The sequence below is a fragment of the Methanomethylovorans hollandica DSM 15978 genome (assembly GCF_000328665.1).
GTDB classification, from domain to species: Archaea; Halobacteriota; Methanosarcinia; order Methanosarcinales; family Methanosarcinaceae; genus Methanomethylovorans; species Methanomethylovorans hollandica.
Genome location: NC_019977.1, coordinates 1641335 through 1666848, shown reverse-complemented (window position 1 = coordinate 1666848; position 25514 = coordinate 1641335). Strand labels below are relative to the sequence as shown.

Annotated in this window: 23 protein-coding genes; 5 read left to right on the top strand and 18 right to left on the bottom strand. The window is 45.4% G+C overall.

Features of this window, described 5'->3' with window-relative positions; translation table 11 throughout:
• Window positions 1-11: 11 nt before the first annotated feature.
• Together METHO_RS08000 and htpX are read left to right on the top strand one after the other, a co-directional pair.
• The gene (locus METHO_RS08000; protein WP_015325033.1) at window positions 12-248 is read left to right on the top strand and encodes a hypothetical protein; all 237 of its coding nucleotides are present in this window, start codon (window positions 12-14) and stop codon (window positions 246-248) included.
• 130 nt (window positions 249-378) lie between these two features.
• Window positions 379-1236 carry a zinc metalloprotease HtpX gene (gene htpX, locus METHO_RS07995; RefSeq protein WP_015325032.1) on the top strand — a complete coding sequence of 286 codons (858 nt, stop codon included), beginning with the start codon at window positions 379-381 and terminating at the stop codon, window positions 1234-1236.
• Between the two features lie 6 nt (window positions 1237-1242).
• On the opposite strand, the gene METHO_RS07990 is transcribed toward htpX, so the two are convergent.
• Window positions 1243-1695, bottom strand: coding sequence for a DUF488 domain-containing protein (locus METHO_RS07990; RefSeq protein ID WP_015325031.1), 453 nt, complete (start codon window positions 1693-1695; stop codon window positions 1243-1245).
• A gap of 105 nt (window positions 1696-1800) precedes the next feature.
• On the opposite strand from METHO_RS07990, the gene aroA reads away from it, so the two are divergent.
• Window positions 1801-3084 (top strand): 3-phosphoshikimate 1-carboxyvinyltransferase, encoded by a 1284-nt coding sequence (gene aroA, locus METHO_RS07985; RefSeq protein ID WP_015325030.1) that lies wholly within the window; start codon window positions 1801-1803, stop codon window positions 3082-3084.
• Here the strand turns inward: aroA and METHO_RS07980 are convergent, their stop codons facing one another.
• From METHO_RS07980 to mcrB, 6 genes are all read right to left on the bottom strand, one after another.
• Window positions 3085-5136, bottom strand: coding sequence for a hydantoinase/oxoprolinase family protein (locus METHO_RS07980; protein WP_015325029.1), 2052 nt, complete (start codon window positions 5134-5136; stop codon window positions 3085-3087).
• A gap of 174 nt (window positions 5137-5310) precedes the next feature.
• Window positions 5311-7026 (bottom strand): coenzyme-B sulfoethylthiotransferase subunit alpha, encoded by a 1716-nt coding sequence (mcrA, locus tag METHO_RS07975; RefSeq protein WP_015325028.1) that lies wholly within the window; start codon window positions 7024-7026, stop codon window positions 5311-5313.
• 14 nt (window positions 7027-7040) lie between these two features.
• Window positions 7041-7790, bottom strand: coding sequence for a coenzyme-B sulfoethylthiotransferase subunit gamma (mcrG, locus tag METHO_RS07970; RefSeq protein WP_015325027.1), 750 nt, complete (start codon window positions 7788-7790; stop codon window positions 7041-7043).
• 2 nt (window positions 7791-7792) lie between these two features.
• Complete coding sequence (gene mcrC, locus METHO_RS07965) at window positions 7793-8416, bottom strand: methyl-coenzyme M reductase I operon protein C (protein WP_048831112.1); 624 nt, start codon at window positions 8414-8416, stop codon at window positions 7793-7795.
• A complete protein-coding gene (gene mcrD / locus METHO_RS07960) occupies window positions 8409-8894 on the bottom strand; it encodes a methyl-coenzyme M reductase operon protein D (protein WP_015325025.1) in 486 nt (161 codons plus the stop codon). The genes mcrC and mcrD overlap by 8 nt, the downstream gene beginning before the upstream one ends.
• A gap of 42 nt (window positions 8895-8936) precedes the next feature.
• Window positions 8937-10238: a coenzyme-B sulfoethylthiotransferase subunit beta gene (gene mcrB, locus METHO_RS07955; protein WP_015325024.1), complete on the bottom strand. Its 1302-nt coding sequence runs from the start codon at window positions 10236-10238 to the stop codon at window positions 8937-8939.
• 398 nt (window positions 10239-10636) lie between these two features.
• Between mcrB and mmp10 the strand changes: the two genes are divergently transcribed.
• Window positions 10637-11869, top strand: coding sequence for a methyl coenzyme M reductase-arginine methyltransferase Mmp10 (mmp10, locus tag METHO_RS07950; RefSeq protein WP_015325023.1), 1233 nt, complete (start codon window positions 10637-10639; stop codon window positions 11867-11869).
• A gap of 4 nt (window positions 11870-11873) precedes the next feature.
• On the opposite strand, the gene METHO_RS07945 is transcribed toward mmp10, so the two are convergent.
• Complete coding sequence (locus METHO_RS07945) at window positions 11874-15299, bottom strand: DNA polymerase II large subunit (RefSeq protein WP_015325022.1); 3426 nt, start codon at window positions 15297-15299, stop codon at window positions 11874-11876.
• A 227-nt stretch (window positions 15300-15526) separates the two neighbouring features.
• Here METHO_RS07945 and METHO_RS07940 point away from each other — a divergent pair, with 227 nt between their 5' ends.
• Window positions 15527-15988 (top strand): hypothetical protein, encoded by a 462-nt coding sequence (locus METHO_RS07940; RefSeq protein WP_015325021.1) that lies wholly within the window; start codon window positions 15527-15529, stop codon window positions 15986-15988.
• A 23-nt stretch (window positions 15989-16011) separates the two neighbouring features.
• Here the strand turns inward: METHO_RS07940 and METHO_RS07935 are convergent, their stop codons facing one another.
• The 10 genes from METHO_RS07935 to mbhE form a co-directional block, all read right to left on the bottom strand.
• Entirely contained in the window at window positions 16012-16245 is a 234-nt protein-coding gene (locus METHO_RS07935; protein WP_015325020.1) for a hypothetical protein, read from the bottom strand.
• Between the two features lie 8 nt (window positions 16246-16253).
• On the bottom strand, window positions 16254-17303 hold the full coding sequence (locus tag METHO_RS07930; protein ID WP_015325019.1) for an L-threonylcarbamoyladenylate synthase: 1050 nt from the start codon (window positions 17301-17303) through the stop codon (window positions 16254-16256).
• 12 nt (window positions 17304-17315) lie between these two features.
• Complete coding sequence (locus tag METHO_RS07925) at window positions 17316-18596, bottom strand: RuBisCO large subunit C-terminal-like domain-containing protein (RefSeq protein WP_015325018.1); 1281 nt, start codon at window positions 18594-18596, stop codon at window positions 17316-17318.
• 560 nt (window positions 18597-19156) lie between these two features.
• On the bottom strand, window positions 19157-19522 hold the full coding sequence (mnhG, locus tag METHO_RS07920; RefSeq protein ID WP_015325017.1) for a monovalent cation/H(+) antiporter subunit G: 366 nt from the start codon (window positions 19520-19522) through the stop codon (window positions 19157-19159).
• Complete coding sequence (locus METHO_RS07915; protein ID WP_015325016.1) at window positions 19519-19782, bottom strand: cation:proton antiporter; 264 nt, start codon at window positions 19780-19782, stop codon at window positions 19519-19521. The genes mnhG and METHO_RS07915 overlap by 4 nt, the downstream gene beginning before the upstream one ends.
• On the bottom strand, window positions 19779-20273 hold the full coding sequence (locus tag METHO_RS07910) for a Na+/H+ antiporter subunit E (RefSeq protein ID WP_015325015.1): 495 nt from the start codon (window positions 20271-20273) through the stop codon (window positions 19779-19781). Before METHO_RS07910 ends, METHO_RS07915 begins: the two co-directional genes overlap by 4 nt.
• Entirely contained in the window at window positions 20270-21808 is a 1539-nt protein-coding gene (locus tag METHO_RS07905; RefSeq protein ID WP_015325014.1) for a proton-conducting transporter transmembrane domain-containing protein, read from the bottom strand. The genes METHO_RS07910 and METHO_RS07905 overlap by 4 nt, the downstream gene beginning before the upstream one ends.
• Window positions 21805-22221, bottom strand: coding sequence for an NADH-quinone oxidoreductase subunit K (locus METHO_RS07900; RefSeq protein ID WP_015325013.1), 417 nt, complete (start codon window positions 22219-22221; stop codon window positions 21805-21807). The genes METHO_RS07905 and METHO_RS07900 overlap by 4 nt, the downstream gene beginning before the upstream one ends.
• Complete coding sequence (locus METHO_RS07895) at window positions 22218-22634, bottom strand: monovalent cation/H+ antiporter subunit B (RefSeq protein ID WP_015325012.1); 417 nt, start codon at window positions 22632-22634, stop codon at window positions 22218-22220. The genes METHO_RS07900 and METHO_RS07895 overlap by 4 nt, the downstream gene beginning before the upstream one ends.
• On the bottom strand, window positions 22631-24997 hold the full coding sequence (gene mbhE, locus METHO_RS07890; RefSeq protein WP_015325011.1) for a hydrogen gas-evolving membrane-bound hydrogenase subunit E: 2367 nt from the start codon (window positions 24995-24997) through the stop codon (window positions 22631-22633). The genes METHO_RS07895 and mbhE overlap by 4 nt, the downstream gene beginning before the upstream one ends.
• Between the last annotated feature and the right edge of the window lie 517 nt (window positions 24998-25514).

Sequence of the window (25514 nt, the reverse complement as noted above, 5' to 3'; positions counted from 1 at the left end):
TCCTTGTCATTATGGCCTGTGGCCTTGTAATTTCCGGATGTGCAGATAAAAGTGATACTGCTTCTGAAGCACCCTCATCTCAAATATCTCTTACAAATAATACTGCGGCTGCTGATGCGATATTATCGGAAGGCAATGTAAGTATAACCGACACTGAGGTACAGGATATGGAGCAGGAAATGAAAGAACTGGAAGCTCTTATCATTGAGATGGAAAAAGAGGAGAACATCACCATCGAAGAGATGTGAGCGTGACATACCACTTTTTACACTAAATTTATATATTTATTCTGAGCAGATCTATTTTTATAGATGGACATACATATAGTATATGTAAATTTATGAGAAATTCAAAAGAGATCCTTGAGGTAAAAACAATATGGGAAACATGCTAAAAACAACTTTGTTATTGGCATCTTTGACCGGTCTGCTGGTCATAGTGGGAAGGCTCATCGGAGGGCCTTCGGGAATGATTATAGCCTTTTTATTTGCTATAATCATGAACTTCGGTACTTACTGGTACAGTGATAAGATCGTACTGCGCATGTACAAGGCACAAGAGGTAACTGCTTCAGAACATCCACAACTGCACAACATAGTGAAGAAGCTTGCAACCCTTGCAGACATGCCCATGCCCAAGGTCTATATAGTCCATACGGCTATGCCCAATGCCTTTGCAACCGGCAGAGATCCCAAGCATGCAGCTGTAGCTGCCACTACAGGTATATTGGACCTTCTGACCACAGAAGAGCTTGAGGGCGTACTGGCACATGAAATGGCTCATGTGAAAAACAGGGACACGCTGATTAGTGCGATCGCAGCGACCATTGCAGGTGTTATCTCCATGATCGCCACATGGGTACAGTGGGCAGCCATATTTGGGGGACTAGGAGGTCGTGATGAAGAAGGAAGTAACAATATACTTGGCTTTTTAGCATTGGCCATTGTAGCCCCTCTTGCAGCCACCATCATCCAGCTTGCCATATCCAGATCAAGGGAGTTTGCTGCCGATGAAGAGGGAGCAAGGATATCTAAAAAACCATGGGCTCTAGCAAGTGCACTGGAAAAGCTGGAATCTGGTGCGACTCTCTACCGGCCAAGGCGGGGAGATGTGCAGGCATCGGACAATACTGCCCACATGTTCATAGTCAATCCTCTGAAAGGAGGCGGCTTAAGCAATCTGTTCCGGACACATCCTGCAACTGAAGAAAGGGTAGCTCGTCTTCGGTCAATGTAATAACTATCAGAAAAAAGAACACAGATCCATCTGACCTGTCTCGGTCAGATGCACTATTTCTATTCCCGATTGTTGTTCCAGGTGCTGTGCCAGGTATCTCCTGTGGCAGTCCTTAGGATTCTTTTCAGCACACATTAAGACCGGGTTTCCATCTATGCTATTTACTTCCAATATGAAAGCAACAAGCCTGGTAAAACTGTTGTTGAATTCTTCTGTTTCCATATATTCACTGTAAGAGCTTTCCCGCATGCCACCCACCCCGGCACAGTGCACATAAGCGATCCCATTCTTTGGAAGTATTGTCTGCAATGATTCCTTGTCAAAATCCTCCATCCATGAATGGGGATAATGCCTTACATCTATAAGGTGGGTGATATTGCTGTTCAGTATCAGGGATATGAATTCCTCAAGAGTACGATCCCCATATCCGATTGTGTAACATGTAGGTCCTTTTGCCATCAATAAGGTTAATAGGCATTGTGGAGTATTATCTTTGCGATTGGAATGCTTTGGCAGCTTTTAGTTTCCATCAGCAGAAGTTTTGCAAGATGAGGTTGTACACAAATGAGGGTTTCAGTTGATGTCTCAAATATTGGCGGAGAGTTGAACGCACCGACGTCCAAAAGTTATACGCATCGTGCTATTACCATAGGTGCGCTTTCCTGCGAATGCATCGTAAGAAAACCCTTATTGTCAGCAGATACACTGGCAACCGTAGCAGCTTGTGAAAAATTAGGAGCTAAAATAGAAAAAGTCAATGGTGATCTGCATATAATAGGCATGAAGGGAAAACCCGGTGTTCCTGATGATGTAATAGATGTGAAGAACTCTGGTACTACTCTGCGCCTCATGACCGCCATATCTTCACTGGCAAATGGCGCGACAGTGCTAACAGGTGACAGTTCCATCAGAGGAAGGCCCAATCAGCCGCTTCTGGATGTGCTCAACAGGCTTAATGTAGACGTATTTTCCACAAGGAACAACGGCTGTGCTCCCATTGTAGTAAGAGGCGGGCTCAAAGGCTCTGCCGCTGAGATAGATGGTTCCATGAGCTCGCAGTTCATTTCTGCATTGCTCATGGCTTGTCCCCTTGCCACTGAAGATACGATCCTTTCCATAAAAGGAGAGCTGAAGTCCAGACCTTACGTGGACATTACAGTAGAAATGTTACAGGAAGCAGGAGTAAAGATACTTGTGGATGAATCCAATGGTATTAAGTTCATCATTCCTGCAAATCAGCAGTACGATCTTAAAGATTACACTGTTCCGGGAGATTTTTCTTCTGCTTCCTATCTGCTTGCAGCTGCAGCAATGCTTGGCTCATGCATCACTGTCCATAATCTTTTCCCTTCAAAGCAGGGTGATTCCGAGATCATCAATGTGCTGAGGCTCATGGGGGCAGAGGTGCAGTGGGACGCGCAACAAGGTGTTGTGACAGTTGAAGGAAAACAACTTAAAGGCATAAACTTCGATGCCGGAGCCACCCCTGATCTTGTCCCCACTGTAGCAGTACTTGCTGCTGTTGCCGATGGCGTGACTGTGATAGGCAATGCAAAGCATGTGCGCTATAAAGAGACCGACAGGTTGCATGCCATGGCAGTGGAACTTTCAAAGATGGGTATCATGATCAAAGAGGAGCCAGACAGTCTTACTATCACTGGCGGCAAGCTCGCCGGAGCAGATCTACATGGATGGCATGACCACAGGATAGTGATGGCATTGACCCTTGCAGCAATGGTTGCCGGAAAAACCACGATAGATACTGCTGACTCTGTGTCCATCTCGTATCCTAAATTCTTTGAGGAAATTAGTTCCATCGGAGCAAAAATAGAAATGCTTGATGAATGATCATTTTCCGGAATATGATCCATCAAGCGCCTTGCTGAAACTGAATGCTTTTTTACGCATATATTCGGGGATACAGCTCTTTTCCATCACTATGTGGGATGTTCCCACACCCACCACTATGATCTTGGATTCCATGGGCATTTCCCCTTCGGTGATCACCATATCTTTTCTGGTGACCTCGATACCCACATCGTTGCTACAATAACCCGCAGCTATCATATAGTCCATTACTATCTTTTTACCGGTTTCTGTCGCGAATGCTATGGCTTCGACATGGTCAGTAAAGACCTTTCTTCCCTCAGGGGTGAATACGAAGTATTCCACAACTTCTTTTGCCTCTTTTAGCTCCTCATTCGAGACACCTTCTCCGGTAATGGGAGCAAAGTGTTTCTTAATAAGGATGTCCACTCTTTTTATGCCTTTGCCTACCAGTGCACCTGCTGCATTGCCCACATCAGCATTCTCAGGTACTATGAACTGCGCATCAATGAGTTTTTCCATCTCTTCCTTGAACGCCCACACAGGTCCACCCAGTAGTACAACAGGTGTTTCGACCTTAAAACGGGTAAAATTCTCAGCTGAAAGGATACGCTGCACAATATCGGCCGGTATACCTTCTATGAGGTAGGAGATCAGGGCTGATGCCATGTTTCTTGCTACCTTTCTTTTCACTTGTCGGCAGAATTCTTCTTTATCTAGCTGCAATAATTTTGCCAGTTTTTCAGCACCTGCAATAGAAGCTTCAGTGTCCCATTTCTGCATTTCTCCAAGTACATGGAGCATATCCGTCGGAGTGAAACCTATAGGCTGTATCAGACGCTTTTTGATGAGGTTATCTATAGCATAGGTGCTTGGATGCTTTTTCATTTTCTGGAAGAGGTCAACATAGGATACAGGAGTATGCAAAATATAATCATATATCTCTTCCTCACTTTTTGTCAGTCCTATAGGTCTGAATCCAGTGCGAACAAAATATTTAGTGGATTGCACATTCTCATCAAGAAGTTTCTTTGAAGGACTCTTACTCTCATGAAGCTGCTTTAGAAAACCCGGATATTGCTGTGCTGCACGGCAGAGCGGAATGACCCTGCGGGGCCCCACGTGGAATTTGCGATCGCTGATCCATACATGACTATCTCCTCCGGTGGCTGAGGTTTCCATGCGGACAGCTTTGACCATTGTCTTCCAGCCTCCTACAATGGCTCCATGCTCACTGAGCTCAGGCACACCATTTTTTATAAGAGCGACATCGGTACTGGTGCCACCTACGTCTATCATGGCACAAGTGTCCAGTTTTGTAAGGTAGGAAGCACCTACAAGGCTTGCGGCAGGACCTGAGAAGATTGATTCTATCGGACGCTCCAATGCTTCTTCCATACCTATCACAGAGCCATCACACTTTAACATGAGAAGGTTTGCCTCAATACCTCTTGCATGAATATCCTTCAGTATGGACTGTATAAAATTATGTGTGATGGGCAGCAACTGGGCATTGAGATATGCTGTTATCGCACGGTCATATGCTCCCACTTCCTGGGACAGTTCATGCCCACATACTACCGGCAGTCCAGTCAGTTCCGTAATTATGTGCTTCACCCTGAGCTCGTGGTCCGAGTTCCTATTGCTGAAGAAGGCAGAAACAGCAAATGCAGCTACCTTGTCCTTTACCTCCAGAGCGAAATTCCTTACTTTCTCCTCGTCCAGAGGAGCAGCCTCTTCACCATTACTTGTATGGCCGCCGTTAACCATAATATAATTAGGTGTGGGGAATCCCTCCTGTGGTATAGCATAATCTCCAACGAGGATAGCAGCCACAGGAAATCCGGTGTCCTCAAGGATAGTATTGGTGGAAAGTGTGGTGGAAACTGACACCAGTTTAACATTGCGGGTATATTCCTTATCCAGTTCATCGATGGCCCTGCTTATCCCATCTAATGGATCAGGATATGTGGTAATTACCTTTGTTTTCTGCACGATGGCCCCATCCGTATCACGAATGAGGACAGCATCTGTAAAAGTTCCGCCGGCATCTATTCCCAGACTATATTGCATAGGTGACACTCCATGAAAACGGGCAGTATAAGCCTAAATGTACTATATGAAAAAGAATTGCATGATATATAACAGTTAGGAAAGTCAGCAGAATAAGCCGCTGGAATATGGGGTTATAGTATGAAAAAAGAGAAAAAAGTAGGCATGAAGCCTACCTGTATTTTACTTTTTGATTTACTTTGCCGGGATGATGAGTGATCTCTCACCAGCAGGCATGAACTCGCGCAGTGCGCCCCTACCGAATTCCTTCCTTGGAGCTGTAAAGTCAAAGGGCAGGAGGTTGTCTGCGAAACAGACCTTGATGAGTGGGTTCACTGCATATGCGTCGCCGCGGCCTGCGTGTGCTGCACATGCTATTGCAGCGTATCCACCCTGGTGACCTACGTTCATGGCGTAGTTGGGGTAGTTTGGTCCACGCAGCTCAACAGGCAGACCCTCGTCGGACTGGTAGGACAACACGTTGGTTGCACCGCACTGGTCCTGCAGGTCGAAACCGAAGAAACCGAGACGGCCATGGCCTTCCTTGTGCAGGTACATAGAGAGGTACCATCCGGACAGACCGGCATTTCCGTTACCAGTTGCGATAGCGGTTGCAGCACCTGCTGCAGCGGAGAGCACAGTTGCCCTCTGGGATCCTCCAAAGTGGTCCTCGAGTGCAGTTGGGTATTTCTCGTAGTTCTCCATACCGTACAGGGTGGACTCTGTGGCGATGTCCTTGACAACTTCCAGAGTGGCCTTTACCTTGTTGTCGGTACCCTTCTTGGCTGCACCGTTGTACTTGTCGTTGATGTAGTCGACATTGTAGTACAGGTTGTCATCCAGGATGTTGTTGGTGTATGCAGCTGTTGCGTACTGTGTGAAACCCACACCACCGGACATGTATGATCCAAGCCAGATCTGGTCGTAGAGCATACAGCCTGCACCGACTACCTCAAGGGCTACGTGTGCTGGGTCTTCTGGGTCTACACGGCTGGTCTGTACGATATCTGAGAGATGACCAAAGGAAATTCCTCCTGGTTCGTTTGGACCACGTGCACGTCTTGCAGGAAGCATCTCACCCATGGAGATGACACCAGCGTGCTTTGCGGCATATGAAAGGTCAGCAACTGCTGCCTCACCGGCACACATGCTGTATGCGGAGATGAAGGACATACCGACCTGCATGGCCATCCATCTGGTAGTCTGGGCACCGTCTGTTACCCTGCTGACCACGGTTGGGATGTGGGCTGCCTGCCAGGTTGTCTTTCCGATAGCTGCCTTAATCTGAGCTGCCTGCTCTTCGGGGAATTCCTTGTTGATATCAATAAGGAACTGCTTGTCTATTTCATCTGCAAGCTCATCGTCACCGGTGAAGATCTTACAGTAACAGTCATCCACAAGTGCGGGGTGGGTCTCTACCATGTGTTCCTGGACCACTGCGCCGCCTGGAAGGGCGTGGTTGAGTGTCTCAAGGTAGAAGTTGATGGTTTCTGGTGTGACCTCGATACCCAGTCTCTTCTCAAGGGTCTCGTGGGCTAAGTCTATACCGACGATACAGGTTCTCCTGATGTCATCCCACATCTGCTGCATTGCAGCGTTGTTCACGTAGTGCAGGTCGTCGACCTCTACCATCATGTCAGTGCCTGATATGAAGGATGGAGTAAGTGCTCTCTGACCGAGTGGAATACCACCACAGTGCATCATGGGGTTGTAACCGACAAGTCCTCTCTTCTTGGCGAGCTCCTGACCTGCCTTCTTCATTTCAACTTTCCTTGGGTTCTGGTCAACACCGAGCCTGTAGTACTTACCAACCATGTCAGTGATCTTGCCACCTTCCATCTTGTTGGCACCGTGCTCTTTTGTGAACTTGATCTCCAAGTGCTTTGCGAACATCTTTTTGTCTGCTGCCATTTATGTCACCTCGATTATTCCGGCTTGAATCCGTATTTTGTTCTCTGATCGAACACTCTGTGGACCCATTCAATAACTTCTTTGTCGCTCCTGTAAGCAACGTTGTCCACACGGTAGATGGTTGTCCTCTTTGCTGCTTCCTTTGCAGACATTGGCTTTCCAAGCTGAACCTTTTTGTCTATAGGTCTTCCTACCTGGTCCTTGTGCATCTTCACGATACCGTCTTCCTCGAGTCTTGCCCTGTCCAGCATGTCGAACATTACACCATCTTCCTGAAGTCTCAGGGAGTGGCCGTGCACAGTTGCGCCTCTAAGGCTTGAAAGTGCGGGGTCGAACATCTCTGTTTCTATCTGGAACTTGGCAACCTCTTCCATGTCTCTCTCACGGGCCTCAACGACCTGACGACCGGAAAGAGTACCTGGGTCCACGCCTCTGAACTTAATGGCTGCACCGTAGGATCTGAAGTATGGTACAGATGGACCATTGTACATTGAGTCTACGAACTGTACATATCTTACCCTGTCACCGGCTTTGGCTCCTGGGGTTGGTTCTACAGTCTGTCTAATAGAGCACTCTGGCTCACCCATCTCTGCAAGTGGTGGGTGGGTGCTGCGGTAGTCGCTGCCTGCTGGGCGGTGCCCGAGGATCATAGTCAGGTCGTCATCGGAGATCTCCCTGAGCTTTTCCACATCGCCAGACATGTGTTTCCTTCTGTTTGCTGCAACAGATGTTGCACCTGGGTAGTACTGTGGTTTATATGCCATAATCATACACTCCTAACATCTAATGATTTCATTGTGGTTTTCACGGCTTTCACGAGTTCGTTCAATTTTTCCCTTGAACATGATTCGCCTCGTGTAATCCCTGTCACAATTTCCATTACTTTTCCTTTTGTCACAATATCCTTATCTTTTGGTTTCACAAGCCTTGTCTTCACACCTGCCATTGCAAAATCCTCAAAATCTACGGGAGTTTGACACACGATAATGGCAGGAACATTCACTTGTTCAAGTATGTTCCTTACTTTCTTGATCACATGGTCCCTTACATTGCCTGTATGTATGACCGCAAGTTTATGCCTTGAGATCTGGGCCACTTCCTCGGGTGATATCCCGAAGGTACCGGAACCCATGTTAGTATCAGGTATGCCTGATCCTGTATTAAGTACCAGGACGCTCACCTGTATTTCTTCGCGACGCATACCGTAGGTAATTTCGCATACAGGTTTTGTGATATGTCTCCTTCCGGGGCTCATTGCAATTGCTATAACATCGGATCTTCCGGTTTCAGAAAGCGTGCCTCTTTGTGCGAGACCCCCTCCTCTTCCAAGTCCCATCCCATGCCTACAGTCAACAACTTGTGTTTCCCGGTCGAACATAACATCACTCATCTTTGATGAAACATACCTGGTCTTTCAGTTTGCCTTTCGGATCGGTCATACCCACCAGAAGGGGGTCCTGATCAGGTCCGAACCTTGCATAACCTGAAACAGTCTGCCTTCTTAGCATGAAATTACCCTCTCTGAACTCAAAGGGGAACGGAAGTATCTTCTCGCATATCTCATGCACCTGTTCTTTCACGTCGGCATCTGTCACTTCCAGACGGATGCTACCTACACTGACCATCAATTCCACTGCCTTGCCTTCTATTTCTATAAGGCGTCTGGAATCATGGACCAGGGCGGTTCCCTTTGCAGGACCATATGGTACTGTTCCGGGCAATCTCGGGCCGTGAATAAACAGCCTTATGACTCCTTCCAGGTCCAGGATCTTATTAAGGAGATCCTGGGCAGTTTCGGGCCTGAGCAAACGCTGAGGAACTATTTCAAGCTGCAAATGCTTTGTTGTGTCTGAGGACATATTTGACATCTGTGATTACCTTTGATACCATGACATAGGATATTAATGGATTTAGAGCGCTCCTGCAACTGCCTTGATCGGTTCCTTGAATTCTGGTATTGAACCGAACACGTTGCCCACAAGTGAGGATGTCTTCTCAATAGTGAACATCTGGGTGCCTGTGTCAAGTGAACATGCTGCACATACACAAGGAATTGCGAATCCTCTGGAGTGCCTGGTAACTACGTGGTTACCGTTGAAGATGCCTGGTCCGCCTCCACCGTAGATTGAGTGGCTGAAGAAGGAGAATCCGACTGCAGTACCCTGAGCTCTTCCCATGTCACAGCCTGGAAGTCCTGTCTCTTTTTCCAGGATGTCATTGAAGTACAGGATGGTTGAAGAAACGTTCTGTGCTGCTCTTCCTGCACCACAGTTCACCATGGTGGCTGCAAGCATACCTGCTGCTGCATATGCGTTCCACTTGGAGACATCATTTGCCTTGTAGAAGTTGTATCCGGATGGTGCTTTCTTGTCAACTGCAATGACGCCGTCCTCGATAGCTCTCTCAACTGTTGATTCCACTACAGTACCGATAGTACCGGTCTTGTTCTTGGTGACAATGTCACATACCATGTTGTTAGCGTTCAGTCCCTGGTATGCAAGACCCAGAAGCTGGTGCCTCTCGAACAAGCCCACTGAGTTACCCATCTCGTACATGCTTACCTGCTCGAAGATGGATGAGAGTGCTGCAGAGTTCATGGCCCTCTTGCCAGTGATGGCTGCAATGTGATTGGTGGTGATGTTCCTCAGAGAGTAACCCAGACCTTCGTTGTTCTGTGGGATACTGAGGATGGATGCAACGTTGCTGCCCATCATGTCCATTGTCTGTGGGTAGCTTCCCCATACAGCACCCTTAACGATAGGTGCGTCGAACATGTCTACCTTGTACATGTCGATGATGGTCTGTACCACGGCTGCTGCGCCTACTGTGCTTGCTGAAACATAGTCTGCACCAATTGCAGTCCTAAGGGATGGAACCTGCACACGTAACTGCTTTCCGCCAGCAAGTACTTGTACATTGGTGTCATCGTCTTTGTTGACCTGGATCAATTTTGCAACAGAGTCCTGTATGGCACTGGCGTTTGCAACGATGTCATATTTAAGTTCTCTGCCAAGGATACGGCGACCAGCGCCACCCATTTTACCACTGGCAAGAGCATTCTCGATACCTGCAAGGTTAACTGCAACAGTCCTCTTGGTGTCTTTGACGATTTTCTGTATGGCTGCGTTTCTTGTTGGCGCAATGTCCATAAGATCGACGCCGCTTTCCAACAGCTTACCTTTGTCGTCGTAAATGTCTATTTTATCAGACACGTATATTTCCTCCTATTTGTTAAGATCCATTATGGAAAGTGTACAGATAGAGTGTTAATAAAAAATCTGTACAATCGTTAAAAGATACGATATTTTCCATTGGAATATCCGCTAATTAAGATTAATTAGGTTTTAAACCTTTTGCATCAATATTCTCTCTGCATTCAATTTCAGGGTAAGTACTATATATTATATTTATTATATTAAATTGGCTTTTAGAGTAACACTTAAAGTGCCTTCTAAATGTATATCCTGCGTAAATTTACTTTTATTTTTCATACAAAATAATATTAATAAACTTTTATGTATATATTTGCTTTTGTGCACGTGTTATATGAACATATGCTTCTCGTGCATTACAAAGATTTAAGTAATACATATGGTATCACACGATACAAATGGAAATTGTAGCCGATGTTGGTGGCAGTCCGGGCATAGACTGCAATGGGTTCTGCACATATTGTTACTTTAAAAAAGTAAAAGAGATACCACCCTTCGGGTGCAAATATTGTTTTCCTTTTCATAAAGGGTGTGATTACTGTACCAGAGGAGTGAGGGAATCATACACTGGTTTTAAACCCATGCAGTTTGTTCTTCACAGCCTGTCAGACAGCATCAGGTTCAGAGCCAACGAGATAGAAAAGATCACCATTAGCGGAGGAGGTGATGTAAGCTGCTATCCTCAATTGCGAGATCTCGTAGCTGTTCTTTCCCAGCTTAGAAAACCAATTCATCTGGGCTACACCAGCGGCAAAGGTTTCAATTCTCCAAATGATGCAGAGTTCTTTATACAACATGGTGTTGCAGAAGTGTCCTTTACTGTCTTTTCTACAGACCCACAACTTCGGGCAGATCATATGCGTGATCCCAACCCTAAAGCATCCCTGCAGGTGCTGAAGGATTTCAGCAGGCATTGTGATGTCTATGCTGCCATTGTGCTCATACCCGGTGTAAATGACGGCGAAGAGTTATGGAAAACACTTGCAGATCTGCAGGACATGGGGGCAAAAGGTGCCATACTCATGCGTTTTGCAAACTGCAGGGAAGAAGGACTTATTTTGGGTAATGGCCCTGTACTGGACGGTTTCAAGACGCATACAATAGATGAATTCACGAACATTGTCATGGAAGCTGCTTCAAGATATAGCATGAGGATAACCGGAACTCCTCTGGAAGACCCCCTCATAGGCTGCCCCTTTGCACTGCGCAATGATGAGCAGGCCATGTCCCAGCTTCCTGAAATAAGAAAGCAGGCAACACTTATCACCAGTAAAGCAGCAGTTTCAAGACTTGCAGAGATCTTTGACAGGCTGGGGAGCTTTGTGAACGTGGTACCTGTTAACAAGGATATTGGTTGCCTTATAACCATAGAAGACCTTAATGATCTTGACCTGGGGAATGTCAAAGAAACAGTCCTTATCCCGGGAAGGGCATTCGTACATGATCCTGAAGCAAAGGCAGCATTATCCAGGGACGGCATTGACAGGTTCGTGCGCAGAGGGCCCGAGATGCTCAGCTATGACGGGGAAATGTCCATAAGCATGACCCGGGAAGCAGTGATAGCCTTTGAGGTCGAACAGTTCACAGAGCTGATCAACCAGATAAATGCCTTTGGTCTGCCGATCAAATAATTTTTCACATAAACTCTGAAAGACCTGTCTGCTTTGATTTGTCATTATTAAAGAGAGACTTAATATCAAGGCCTACAAGTTCAATACGCTGTTTGGTATAAGCTGAAACATTGTAATCTATAGCTACCTTTTTAGACACTTCCAGATATTTTTTCACAGAGCCTTCATGCACTGTCAATATTACACGGCCTCCGCATTTAGGACATACACCTGTAAGTGGTGGCCTTCGGAATTTTCCCTCGCACTTGATGCAACGTGTGCTCTGCCTGGAAAAGGCCCTCAGATTGCCAAACAGGTCCGGCAGGAAATGCGACACCAGAACCCTTTCAGCAACATCAGATGCATCAACAGCCCTTATCTTATCTGCCAGGGCCAGCTGAGCATCCATTTTTTCGACCATGCTGCCAAGGGTCTTATAAGCACTTACAGGCGGCCCTCCAGCTATGTCAGAAGTATCATGGGTAAACATGAAATGGTCGTACTGCAGGGGAGTACCCAGGCGACTGCTGACAAGGTCCATTTTACTTTCCAGTTCCTTTGGGTTCGTGTATTCCAAAGTAGCTTCATAGAACTCAGGAGGATAATGGGCACATACATCTATATTGTGAGCTTCCTTGTCCACCTCGCTCGGGTCCAGGAGAGTGGTAAGTACAAGCGGTGCGTCCATCTTTCCACCTCTTCTGTCCGGCAGATATTCCCTTGAGAAATTGATAAGTCCATCCATGAGCAGCATTACACAATCCTCATCACCGTCGCAGTTACGTCTTTTTGCCGCATGGAAGAAAGGATGAGCATAACCCACCGCAGCCCTGGTGAAACCCACAAGTCTCCCCAGAACACCTGCGGATGTATGGGGTGCAAGCCCCATGACAAGTGTGCCCACAAGGTCCTCGATGCTCTGAGCATTATAATAAGGTTCAAGATGGTAATACTGGGATAAAAGATCGTCTACATATCGGCTTATTTTTAAAAGATATCCAGCACAATCATATGAAACGACAATATCCTGAACTTTAAGGCATACCACCTGATCTCCGCTGATAAGTGGTTTTCCATATACATCTTCTGAATAACCTATTTCCAGCAGTTTTTCCACTTGTACGCCCAGCTCATCCGCTCTTATGTGTGTAAGAGGTATATCCGACATATCATATCTTACAGTACCGTCCTTAAAAGTATACAATTCATGCTTGGCACGCAGAATGCCTTTTTCAAGAGGTTCCGGGGTCATATTGCGAGACATCATCCTTTTGACACCTTTGATGGCATCAATATTCGATTCACGTTCACCAAGTTTCTCAAAGGCCCGCTGATATATTTTCTTGAAATCCAGTTGCTGCATGCGGGCACATGTAGTGTTCACCCCGCATTTAGGGCATGTTTCTCTGTTAACCGAAATGCCGCACCTCGGACAGGAAAGCTTGGGAACGGTAAATTCACCACATTCACATCTGAACTCGTAAGAGTCCATGCCACATGCAGGACATATCCTTGAGCCGATCTCCACTCGTATAAGCCCCACTTTTCCGTTTACAGATTCCTTGTAGCTGGCAGCATCCTCAAGCTTACGGGTATTTCCACCGGTTTCCCCAATAGGGAACAGTGCATGTGGTGCAGGTGACATCATTCTCCTGTCCGATTTTTCAGGTCTTCCCATGCGTGCCCCGATCCTGGAAGGAGCACGTGCCCGCACAAGCAGTCCACTGACCACATTGACAGCTTCAAGGCCTGTCTCTGCTTCAAGAACTGACCACCTTCTGTGAAGTTTAGCTCCCAGGCCCAGGCAGCGGATCAGAGGAAGAGGCTGCATGATCAGGATATTTCCTTCAAGTACCCTGTGCATGACCAGCATGTTTTCAAGAATGACCTTTATCCCACTATCAGCACTTTCTTTAAGGGGCAACGATAAAACCGAGCACGCTTTATTCAAAGACCCATGTTCTTCGATGAACTCTGCTAATCTTACAAATTCATTAGCAGTTATATCATGCCACAAGTAAGTGAAATCGGGATGAAGAGGGACGTTGTGTTTCTCACACATTTCCAGGGCAGCTTCCTGGGAGGGATGCTTCAGTTCCGGCTTAGCTGATCCGTCTTCAGCGGTAGCAAGAGAATAATCCTGTAACCACCACTCAAAACAATATGGTGAAGGTATCAATACATGGTTATTTTCAAGAAAGTCACCATAATTGATCAATATTTCACCTATATCGATGATATATTCAACTTCCGGGTGCAATCTATGAGCTTCTTCTACATCGTCGATCCTGACAACATCACCGCATCTCAGCCTTACTGTGGGGCCTTCTATGGAATCTACAGGAGCCATACCTGCAGCTTTCCCAGGCCTTTCCACTTTAAGCTGAGTGCCGGGAGCAATGAAATCATCCAGGATCACCATACTGGCCGGATTGATGCCAGCAGCAGCAAAAGAAGTATTACGGGACCTTCCATACCTTAGCCTGAACCCCCCAGGCCTTGAAGGATGGGAGAATACCGGTCTTCCGGCTATAAGATCTCTCAGATATTTATCTTTGGGCTTTACACCTGCAGTTTGTTCCTCTTCACTCCCACTGATCTTGGTACCTGCTATGAGGGTTTCCAGCCAGTCCCATCCATCCATCTGTAGCTTTTTTACGTGTTTCAGGACCTTTGGGGCTTTCAGGGCCAGTCCCTCTGCAAGCACAAGGGCCATGCCTCCTCTGACACGATTTGTTTCTACTCTCTCCAGATTCCTGTGCCCCTCAACTTCCTCTTCTTCGGTGGGCTCACCATCTATGCAAATGGGACAGTTCTCTACTATCAGCTTGATCTCTGATTCCGAAGGCGTGTATTGCAAGTTTGCCACCCTTCTGTAAAGCAATATTTCCTCAACATATCGTTCTACCTCTTCTTTTCGTGGCTTGTATCTGTCGATGCCTACGCTCCTGCGGACATAATCGCCTACCAGCACAGAAAGGGCCTGGGCAGTACCACCTGCACTACGTATGGGACCGGCATACAGGATGCGGATATACTCCGTACCGTCATCGTTCTTCCCCAGGTCTACCCTATCAATACCTTCAATGGGGGCTGCCACCACACCTTCCGTAATCACTGCCATGGATACCCGGATAGCAGCCTCTATGGCTTTTTTCCTGTCTTCAAAATTACCAACAGTACCTACAGCCACATCTCTTCCGAGAGCAAGTGCAGCTTCCTCACGGGACATGGTCGTTTCCAGTTCCCTGATACGCTGAGCTACACCCTGTACGCCGATGAGGTTCTCTACCCGATCAGCCAGGTCCTTTGCAAGTGGTATCTCCACAAAGGGCTTTGGATCACGCCCTCGTTCTCTGGCCTTGTTAGCTATGTCCATTTCCTGTTTCAGCTTTGCTTCAAGCCAGTGGAAGTACTCCCACATTGATTCACTTGCAATTATCTCTCCCATCCGGAAACCTCGAAGTGAGTACGTGTAAAGGAAAATAATAAAGATACTTTACAGCAATATCTTAATTACACCACGATATAAAAAACAATCTCAGGACAGAGGACATATATATATGCCCGAAATATCAATAAATTGTTCTTTTTAAGACGAACAAGGCTTTATACTAGAAAAAGAAAACAAGGATTAACGGAAAAACTCCTGCTGAATGGACAAAAAAGAGGTACGGTATGAAAAAGACCTTATGCATGTTAATTATCCTGTTGTTCATTACGATGGGTACTGCAAATGCAGAGCTGTTCAATGACCTGGACAGGTCTGTTACGGAATACAACGCATACTACGAAGAACTTCCCGGCTCAATTAAGGTTCTCCTTGGGAACGAAGGTATCCTGGCGGGAATTATAATGAACGATGGAAGTGAACTGAACGTATGGCTAGTTACAGAGAACGGCAGAGTGACAGAATTCGAAAAGGTCAAGGATGTAAGTGACTACCATCCTACTGTGATCATCGCTACCGATGAAGATACTGTCAGAAACCTTATCACAACTACAGCCCCGCTTACTGTCTATGAAGAAGCCCGTGCAAGCGGAGCCATATCCATTGATCCTGTAAGTTTTGTCAGCAAGGCTAAATTTGCGGTCACAGATCTGGCATTCAAAATGCTTAAAACAACCGGTTTTTTTTAAAAGTGACCTTTTGACCTTACAGGTCATTTCAATTTTTTAAGTGAACGACGGACCATCAGGTTAGATGACATCGTGTATATGAAAATGATTATCCCCAGCCAGAGCAATGGATTACCTATATTGTCTTTCCCCAGATATGATAATGCCAGGCCCAGGGACAATATAACTACATTTATCCTGGCAAGTTGCTTATTTGTTTTCAATATTGCAATGTATCGTTGCTTTGAATGTAATTGGTCTTTTTTGTATGGTTTCATAAATACACCTATAGTCTGATTATCATTTCAGAGGCTTTCCTCAGCCTGTTCATTACAGCTGCACCAACACCTTCATGAGTAAAAGATCCATCTGCAAGTATGATGTTCACTCTTCTTTCATCCAGCGCACGTAAACCTAGGAAAAGGTTTCTGGCTACTTCTTCAGGTTCATCTTTGCTTCCAAGATAGAACATATCGTTTGTAAGGGACAAAAGACCAGCATTGGTAACAAGCAAGCCCACTCTGGCTCCCCTGCAGGTAAAATCAGTATACATTTCGCGGATCTTATCCTGTACAAGATCATGGGCCCCTTCCAGAAGCAGTACAGTGGCGTTTGGAGCATAATGTGTGTATTTCATGCCCGGAGACCTGATTACACCCTCAGTTTCTGTCACATTGTCATTATAACCGATCTCCACTTCTCCTATGATCTCTTCGATCCTGCTCGCGGGTATATATCCAGGTCTCAAAATGGCAGGTTTCTTTCCGCTCATATCGATAACTGTGGATTCCACTCCTATGCATGTATTTCCTGCATCTATCACTGCATCTATTCTTCCTTCCAGATCATGCAGCACATGAGCTGCGGTGGTGGGGCTTGGTCTGCCTGAAGTGTTGGCACTGGGTGCTGCCAGAGGTTTGCCGGATACACGTATCAGTTCCTGTGCTACAATATCGGCTGGCATTCTCACAGCAACCGTATCCAGCCCGCCCGTAGTTATGTCCGGAACAATACAAGTCCTTTTCAGAATAAGTGTCAATGGTCCGGGCCAGAAAGCCTCCATCAGGGACAAAGCCTTTGCAGGGATCTCTAATACTAATTTGTCTAATTGTTGCACAGATGCCACATGCACGATCAGCGGATTATCTGCCGGGCGACCTTTTGCATGGAATATTCCGTTTACAGCTACCGGATCAAGTGCGTTGGCACTCAGGCCATACACGGTTTCCGTAGGTATGGCCACAGTTCCGCCTCTGCAGATAATTTCAGCACATTCTTCTATAACATCTGAGAAGTTCTCAGGATTTATGTTAAAGATCTTTGTATGGTGTTTCATCGCTTGATCATATCATCCTTTATCGTTAAAGGCAGCTTGTAGTTCTGTATGGCTCTTTGCATATTCTTCCAGAGACACGCCGGCAAGTACTGCCTCAATAACCTGCCGGCAAGATTTTGCACCGGCAGCGCAGCCCATTGGATGTGAATATATACCACTGTTGCAATCTATTATAACATCTTTGTCAAATACATTCATAAGCTCCGGTATCAATGCAGGTACGTACCCGCCTGAAACAACAGGGAACATAGGCTTTATCCCATCCCAGTTCTGAGGGAGAATGTGCATCTTTTCATTTCCTTTTACTTTATCCATAACACAACAATCATGCAGTGCCATTAATTCTTTTTTCTTTTCATGGAAATGCTTGTCAATGTCACCGATATAAAGCTGGTCAAGCCCTGCAAGACGGGCAAGCTTGGTTATCAGATACAGGCTGATACTATGATCTTCCATACCCGTAAAGGTATTATGTCCCTGAATCTGTGCATGTATGGCAAGTCCGAGTTCTTCAGTGACATCACGCAATGTCTGCACCGAGCTCCAGCCTGTGGGCACTGCATCTATCATTACATAATGCCCACCTATATTGCTTATAAAATTTGCTCTCCTTATCATCTCTTCACATGTGGGAGCAGTGATGTTGCACATATACATCTTTTTCTCTCCGGTTTCCTCTTCTGCATCTTCCCGGGCCTCGAATGTGAGTTCTGCACGTTTTTCGAACCTGTTGAACTTCTGATCGGTCAGGTTTTCGTCGTCTTTTACCATATCACAGCCCCCTACAAAAAGATCATATGCGACCTTTGCATGTGTTGCCGGATCAAGTCCAACCTTTGGCCTTACAGCAGCATTCACCAGGGGGCGATCATAAACACCTGTAAGATCTCTTATTCCTCCCACACCGTACTTTGGTCCCCAGAGTTCGTTCACAGGGTCTGGCGGAAAGATAATATCATGCAGCTTTAATCTGCTTATCATATTACTATTCAGTATTCTGCCTGCAACTGTACTGATGATATGAGACACCGAGCAGAACTCGAACAGGTCCTGGGGATATGAAACTCTGACAACATGTTTCTTTTTATCTATGTGGAACACATGGGGTTTTAATTTCTGTGCAAGTTTAGGGTTCAGCAGAGCAATATCACTCCACTTTCCAATGGAACATTCTCCGGCCAGATGGTTACAGGCTTCCTCGAAACTAACTCGCAGCGCAGGTTCCAGATGATATTCACATACAAAATCGGTTTCATCAGGAACATATCCAATGTCAATGTACTCTTTTAACATTCCTATCCTACCTTTATACTGAAATAAAAAACATGGGTAATACAAATAAATATCAATGACATAAAGGGTAGTGCCCATATCACATATAGGGGAGGTCATGCAATAAGCATTATGTAAATGTATCAGCATGTATATTAGATCAATTGCCACATCCTGGTAATGCAGAAATGTTCAGGAACGCAACAGTTCCAATATATAGAACCAGATTCTACCATCAGATTTAAAGCGCAAAGTATAAAGTAAGACTACGGATATCCAGTGAAGAGAAAGTATATATATCATTAGTTCCTATCAAAGGCCAAGTGAGCGGGTACAACATTTTTAACCCCACTCCCACACTAACCCCCACTCCCCAACCCGCTCACATGATTATAATGCAGTGGATCTCAATTTGTGTGGATTAATGTTTCATACTGTATTTTACTTGTTATACTGATTTTGCTATGTTCTCATCGGGTCAACGATTATGAAAAATCCGACAAGATCAATCAAATGTGTATACATTTTTCAAGCATATATGTATATTTTAAATAAAAAATAAAAGAAATGAAATATGGGTATTACTTTTTACATCTCTCGCATGCTTTTCCATACTCATCTATAACAGATTCCTTACATAATCCTACTCCATGCCTGTGCGCTGCTCTTGTGATCATGTGAGCTGCAATAGGAGCTGTAAGGAGTAAGAACAGACCCACGGTAATAGCTTTGATACCTATAGGTGTGAAACCTGCTCTCATGAGGATGCTCAGCATTACTCCGAAGGCTCCGACCGTACCTATCTTGGAAGTCGTATGCAGACGGTTGTACACGTCAGGCATGCGCATCAGGCCCAGCATACCAAGGAATACGAAAACTAGGCCTATCAGCAGCACTATGTCGCTCAGGATGTTCATTATCATGCTGAATATACCTACTATGCTCATAAGACCACTCCTTCATCAAGGTATTTTGAAATGGTCACAGTACCTACGAAAGATATCACTGCCAGCACCAGGGCTACGTCCATGAAAAAGGCTGAGCCTTTATCGTAAGAATAGGCCCCAAGCATGACTATTATCACAGTTGTCATGGCATCCAGGGCCACTACCCTGTCAGGGATAGTGGGGCCTTTGATTATACGATACATGCATGGTATGAATGCAAGCACCATGAATATCAGGGAGAAATCCAGTAAACTGATCATTCGAAAGCCTCCAGTATATATTTTTCAAGATCATCACGTATAGATGCACATACGGCTGCAGGATCAGATGCATCGAGGCAGTGCACATAGAGCATTGAATGGTCATCTGATATATCTACCGTAATTGTACCTGGGGTGAGGGTTATTGTATTTGCGATCCCGGTGATGCCCAGATCGGTCTTGCATCTGATGGGAACTGCAATGATTCCCGGTTTTATATCTATCTTTGGTTTTGTTACGACCTTAGCCACCACTATGTTGGCTTTAATTATCTCCTTAATAAGGACCATAAAATACCTTATGATCGAAATTATACGGTTTGGCGGAGATAATAATTTGAAGTTCTCTTCAGGCTTGTAAAGGAATCTGAAAGGCCTTATGGTAAGCAGGCCGAGCAGGAAACCAAATATAAAGTTATTCAGATCGATAGTGCCATGAATTAAGCACCATATCACTCCAAATATAGCTGCCAGAGGAATGTATTTTTTCATCTTACCACCCTTGTCATTACAGCATCTATGTATGGCTGGGGGTCAAGTATCTGCACTGCAGTTGCCTGAGCCAGGGAAAACAAAGGTTCTGCATAAAGGCCCAGGACCAGAACCGTCAGGGCCAGAATGGCAATTGGCAGATATATCAGGGGAGAGCTACCGTGCTGTGAGTATTCTCCATGTATCTTTACATCTCTTTTCTCACCCCAGAACATAAGCAACCATGCCCTGAACATATAGAACAGCGAAAATACAGCGAACAGCAGCGCAATTGCAATTTCTGTGTAGTGTTGTCCAATAAGACCAGCATCGAACAGGGAAAACTTGGAGATGAAACCTCCCATGGGAGGCAGTCCCGCTATCGACATGCTGCCTATCAGGAAAGCTGCGGCCATGAAAGGAGAACTATTGGCCATACCTCCCATCTTGCTCATATCGCGAGTACCTGCATGATGTATGATACCTCCTGAAGTAAGGAACAACAATGATTTTGCGATAGCATGATTGACCAGGTACACAAGGGATGCTGCGATGGCTCCCGCACTTCCGAAACCAATACCTAAGAACACATAGCCTATCTGACTAACACTGGAATAAGCCAGCAATCTCTTTACATCTGTCTGTGCAACTGCCGATGCAGCTCCGATGCCTATTGTGAACAATGCAAGCACTATTATTATGGGCTGGAACATGCCCAGTAAGTCTGTAAATATGTAGAAGAATACTCTGAGCATGCCGTACACTCCTACCTTTATAAGTACGCCACTTAGCATGGCGCTTATAGGGGAAGGTGCTGTGGGATGCACATCGGGTAGCCAGTAATGTAATGGGAATATGGCTGCCTTGTTACCAAATACAACTATAAACAGAAGACCTATGGCAAACACATGCCAGGGAAGATTGCCCGCTGCCTGCATGGCGCTAAGTTTCACCGATATATCTGCCATGTTCAGGGTACCTGTGGTTGCATATAAAGCTGAAACAGCTATCAGCATAAGGAAAGAGCCTAGCATGTTCAGAATAAGGTATTTGAACGTTGCTTCCAGCTTGTCTGAACTTTTTGTAACTCCACCCTTTTCAAGTGCCATTACAAGTCCACAGGATGAGAGTAATAGTACTTCAAAGAAAACGAACAGGTTGAAAATGTCCCCTGTAAGGAAGGAACCATGCAAACCGGCTATCAGCAGGTTGAACAGGGGATAATATGTGGGCAATGAACGTTTCTCAATGTAGTCCAGGGAATATATGAGTGAAAGGAAAGACACGCCTGCACTCATTACCACCATGCCTGCACTGAGCAGATCTGCCACAAGCATGATCCCATATTTGCCCCATTCCCCAACTTCATAGACTTGTATCCCTGATCTCCATACTTCTATCAGCAACAACAAGCTTATAATTACAAGTGAAAATGATGCAAGGACGCTCAGTCCCGCCTGCAGCTTCGACCTTGAGCGCAGCATCATTGTGAGAGCCGCTGTAAGTATGGGTATTGCTATAAGCAGAATAGGGAAATGATGGATCATCGAACTCATCCCCACAACCTCTTTAGTTTTTGTATATCAGTGGTACCATATTCTTCATGAATACGATATGCAAGTATAATAATCACGGCTGTTGTTGCAAGGCTGATGACGATAGCCGTCAATACCAGGGCCTGCACCAGCGGGTCCACGAACTGCGTAGTTTCAGTTCCGTTCAATAAAGGGGCAAGCACACCACTTTGCAGAGAATCACTGAAAATTGTGTTTGTAGACTCCACTTCATGCTGAGTGATTATTGGTACATCTTTACCGCTGAATACTCCTACAGATACTATGAGCAAGTTCACTGCATGGGACATTATGCTCAAGCCGATGATGACTTTTACAATGTCTCTGCGCAGGATAAGAAAAGTACCTATCCCGAAAAGTATAGCTATAGTAAGGGATAGCAATGTGTTATTCATTTGTCCTCACCAACCATCTGGAATATACTAAGCAAAGAACCGATCACCACAAAATACACCCCTATATCAAATAAGCCAGCAGAGACCAGTTCGATCTCCCCTATCAGGGGAATATGTACAAACTCTACTGCACTCCTAAAGAAATTATGTCCAAAAGGAAGGGCGGCAAAAGCTGTGAATGATGCCAGAACTAATCCGAAACCGAACCACTTGCCCCAATCCGGATTGAATGATCTTTTAATGGTTTCAAGTCCGTATACTACATAAGCAAGGGCTATAATAGACGCGAACATGACGCCTCCTATAAACCCTCCGCCCGGATTGTTATGTCCGGCCAACAATAATGATATGGAAAATAGTATCACTAATGGTAAGCATATCCTTGTGATCATTTTTGTTATCACTGTGGTCATTGGCTCTCACCTCTGCTGTGTATAAGATTATAAACTCCAAGAGCAGCAAGACACATGACAGCTATCTCTCCTAATGTATCATATCCTCTGAAATCCACGATTATCACGTTGACAATATTATGACCGCCTGCAAGAGGTAATGCCTTTTCTATAAAGTAGTAAGAAAGCGACTCAAAGGGCGCAATGATGCCTTGTGTTGCACTCAACAGCAAAATAAATACTACAGAAGCCACAGATACTGCTATAAGAGCATCTCGCATGAACAGGGATGGAGATATATGCTCCTTAAAGGTCTGAGGGATCTTGACAATAGCAAACAGGAAGATTATAGTGGAAAGGGTTTCTACCAATACCTGGGTAAGTGCAAGGTCCGGAGCCGACAGGTATATGAAAAGTAAGCTTACGAGGTACCCCAGGGCTGAAAGGGAGATCACTGCCGGCAAATATTTGGGCAACACCGCTGCTCCCACAGCAGCCATTATCATGAAGAAAAATACCACTAATTCGTATGGCTCCAGGTTTAAGTTCAATGTCGGTGCAAAACCTGCTGAAAGTTTCAGGAAAGGTATGGCAAATAATACGACCATCAGGATAAGAAGTGCAACCACATATCTCTTGACACTACCTGGCTGCATGAAAGAAGAGAAGCCTTTCAAAGTGTCCCCTGCATTGTTCACAAGGCTATCGTATACGTAATTGACACTGATCATCGGATATTTACGGTTAAAGCTGTTCTGCCATTCTGCTATACGGTCATATTTTGTGTACACTGCGATGCCCAGCAGGAATGTCACTACGGTCATTGCCAGAGAGCCTGTCAGTCCATGCCAGAGCTGTACATGCAGATGCTGGGCTTCCATCATTATTGAAGATGCCGCAGGTTCTATGAGATTTTGTACGGCTATGGATGGCACAAGCCCGAAGATAATGATAAGGCCGGCAAGGAAGGCTGCCGGAAGGATCATGATGAGCGAAGGATCATGAATATGGGGCGGTATACCTTTTTCAGGGCGCTTGCCCAGGAAAATAGCTGCTATGAACTTTATAGAATATGCAAAAGTGAATACTCCGCCGGCAACTGCAATCGCAGGGATAATGAAAGTAAAAGGACTTCCCAGCGCATGTCCCATCTCAATGGAAGATTCATAGAACATTTCCTTGCTCAAAAAACCATTTAATGGTGGTACTCCCGCCATGGAAAGGGCACCTATCGTGGCAATAATGAACGTGATGGGCATTTCGTGCCGCAATCCGCCAAGCCGTGTGATATCACGGGTAGCAGCTTCATGTGCAACGATACCTGCCACAAGGAACAGGCATGCTTTGAACGTTGCATGGTTAAGCAGGTGGAAGGTTGCAGCAGCAACTCCTATGCCTGGCTCCTGATAGGTAGTATATCCATACATGGCCATAATATATGCCAGTTGGCTGATGGTGGAATACGCAAGTATTGCTTTTATATCGGTCTGCCTGAAAGCCAGGAAACCTGCTGCCAGCATTGTGATCATTCCAGTGCCGCTGACAAGTATAAACCAGGCCTCTGTTCCGGAAAATATGGGGTGTATCCTGGCTACCAGATATATACCGGCTTTTACCATGGTGGCAGAGTGCAGAAAAGCGCTTACAGGAGTTGGTGCTTCCATCGCATTGGGAAGCCATATATAGAAAGGACCCTGAGCGGATTTTGATGCTGCTCCGATAAATATCAATATAAGAGCTGCAAGGAACAATTCATGGCCTTTCACCATTGTTATCAGTGTTTCGTTCTGCAGAATGGTGGGTATATCAAAGGTGCCTGTAATAGCACGCAACACGATGAAGCCCGCAAGCATGAAAAGTCCGCCTGCAGCTGTCACTAACAAAGATTTCGTCGCACCATACACGGACTGAGGTTTGTTCCTCCAGTAGCCGATGAGCATGAAAGATGTGATGCTGGTAAGTTCCCAGAAGACAAAGAGCATGATCGTATTAGCGGCAAATACCATTCCCAGCATGGAACCCATGAACAGTAGAAGCCATTGGTAGTACCTTGGCAGGTCTTCCTTGTGACCCATGTACCCATTCGAGTAGAACATAATTATTATGCCTATACCCGTGATAATTATACCGAAAAGAACGCTCAGGCCATCCACATATATACTATATTCTACTCCCATTGAGGGAAGCCATTCCACAGATGCCTGGAAATTTTCCCCATGCATCACAAGGGGAGAAATACTGATAACCAGCAGAAAGCTTATGAAAGCAACGAGTGTAGCAAACCAGCCAACTCTGTGTTTGATCAGCTTTTCTACTGCTGGCACGGCAACGGCCAGTAAAAATGGCAGGAATACAGCCAATGTTATCAGTATGAATGGGTCCATGCCTACCTCCATTATTCTGCCTATATATAATTGTTTTTAATGATGGATTTGACTTATATATGGGGAAAAATTTTCTATAAATTCTTGTCTGAAAAGTATATCCTTTATTTCCCAAATATTTGTTTCTGAAAAATAATTTATTATCTAAGTGAAATGTTCTATTCGATGTCCACAACACTGTCTTATCAAAGCTGAATGTCTTTATGACCACTTCCAGTAACCCTTGCGGTAAGTAGCTGTTACACTCTCAGGATCAGCTTTTGATGCAAGTGGGCTATGTTCTGCATACTTACATCCGCCGTGCGATGCCTTAAGATCAAGGTAACCATCCGTTGCTTTGAGAATTATCTCGCCAGAGGCAAGCTGCTGAACTCTCTTATCCGGTTTTCATTTTCTGAAAGACTTACAACAGAAAAGCCATATACAACGGGTGCAGGCAGTTTGTTGAAACATGGGGCCAGATTTTCTAGTATTCTATCTATGAGATACTCTGCATGGACGGAATAATCTTGACGAA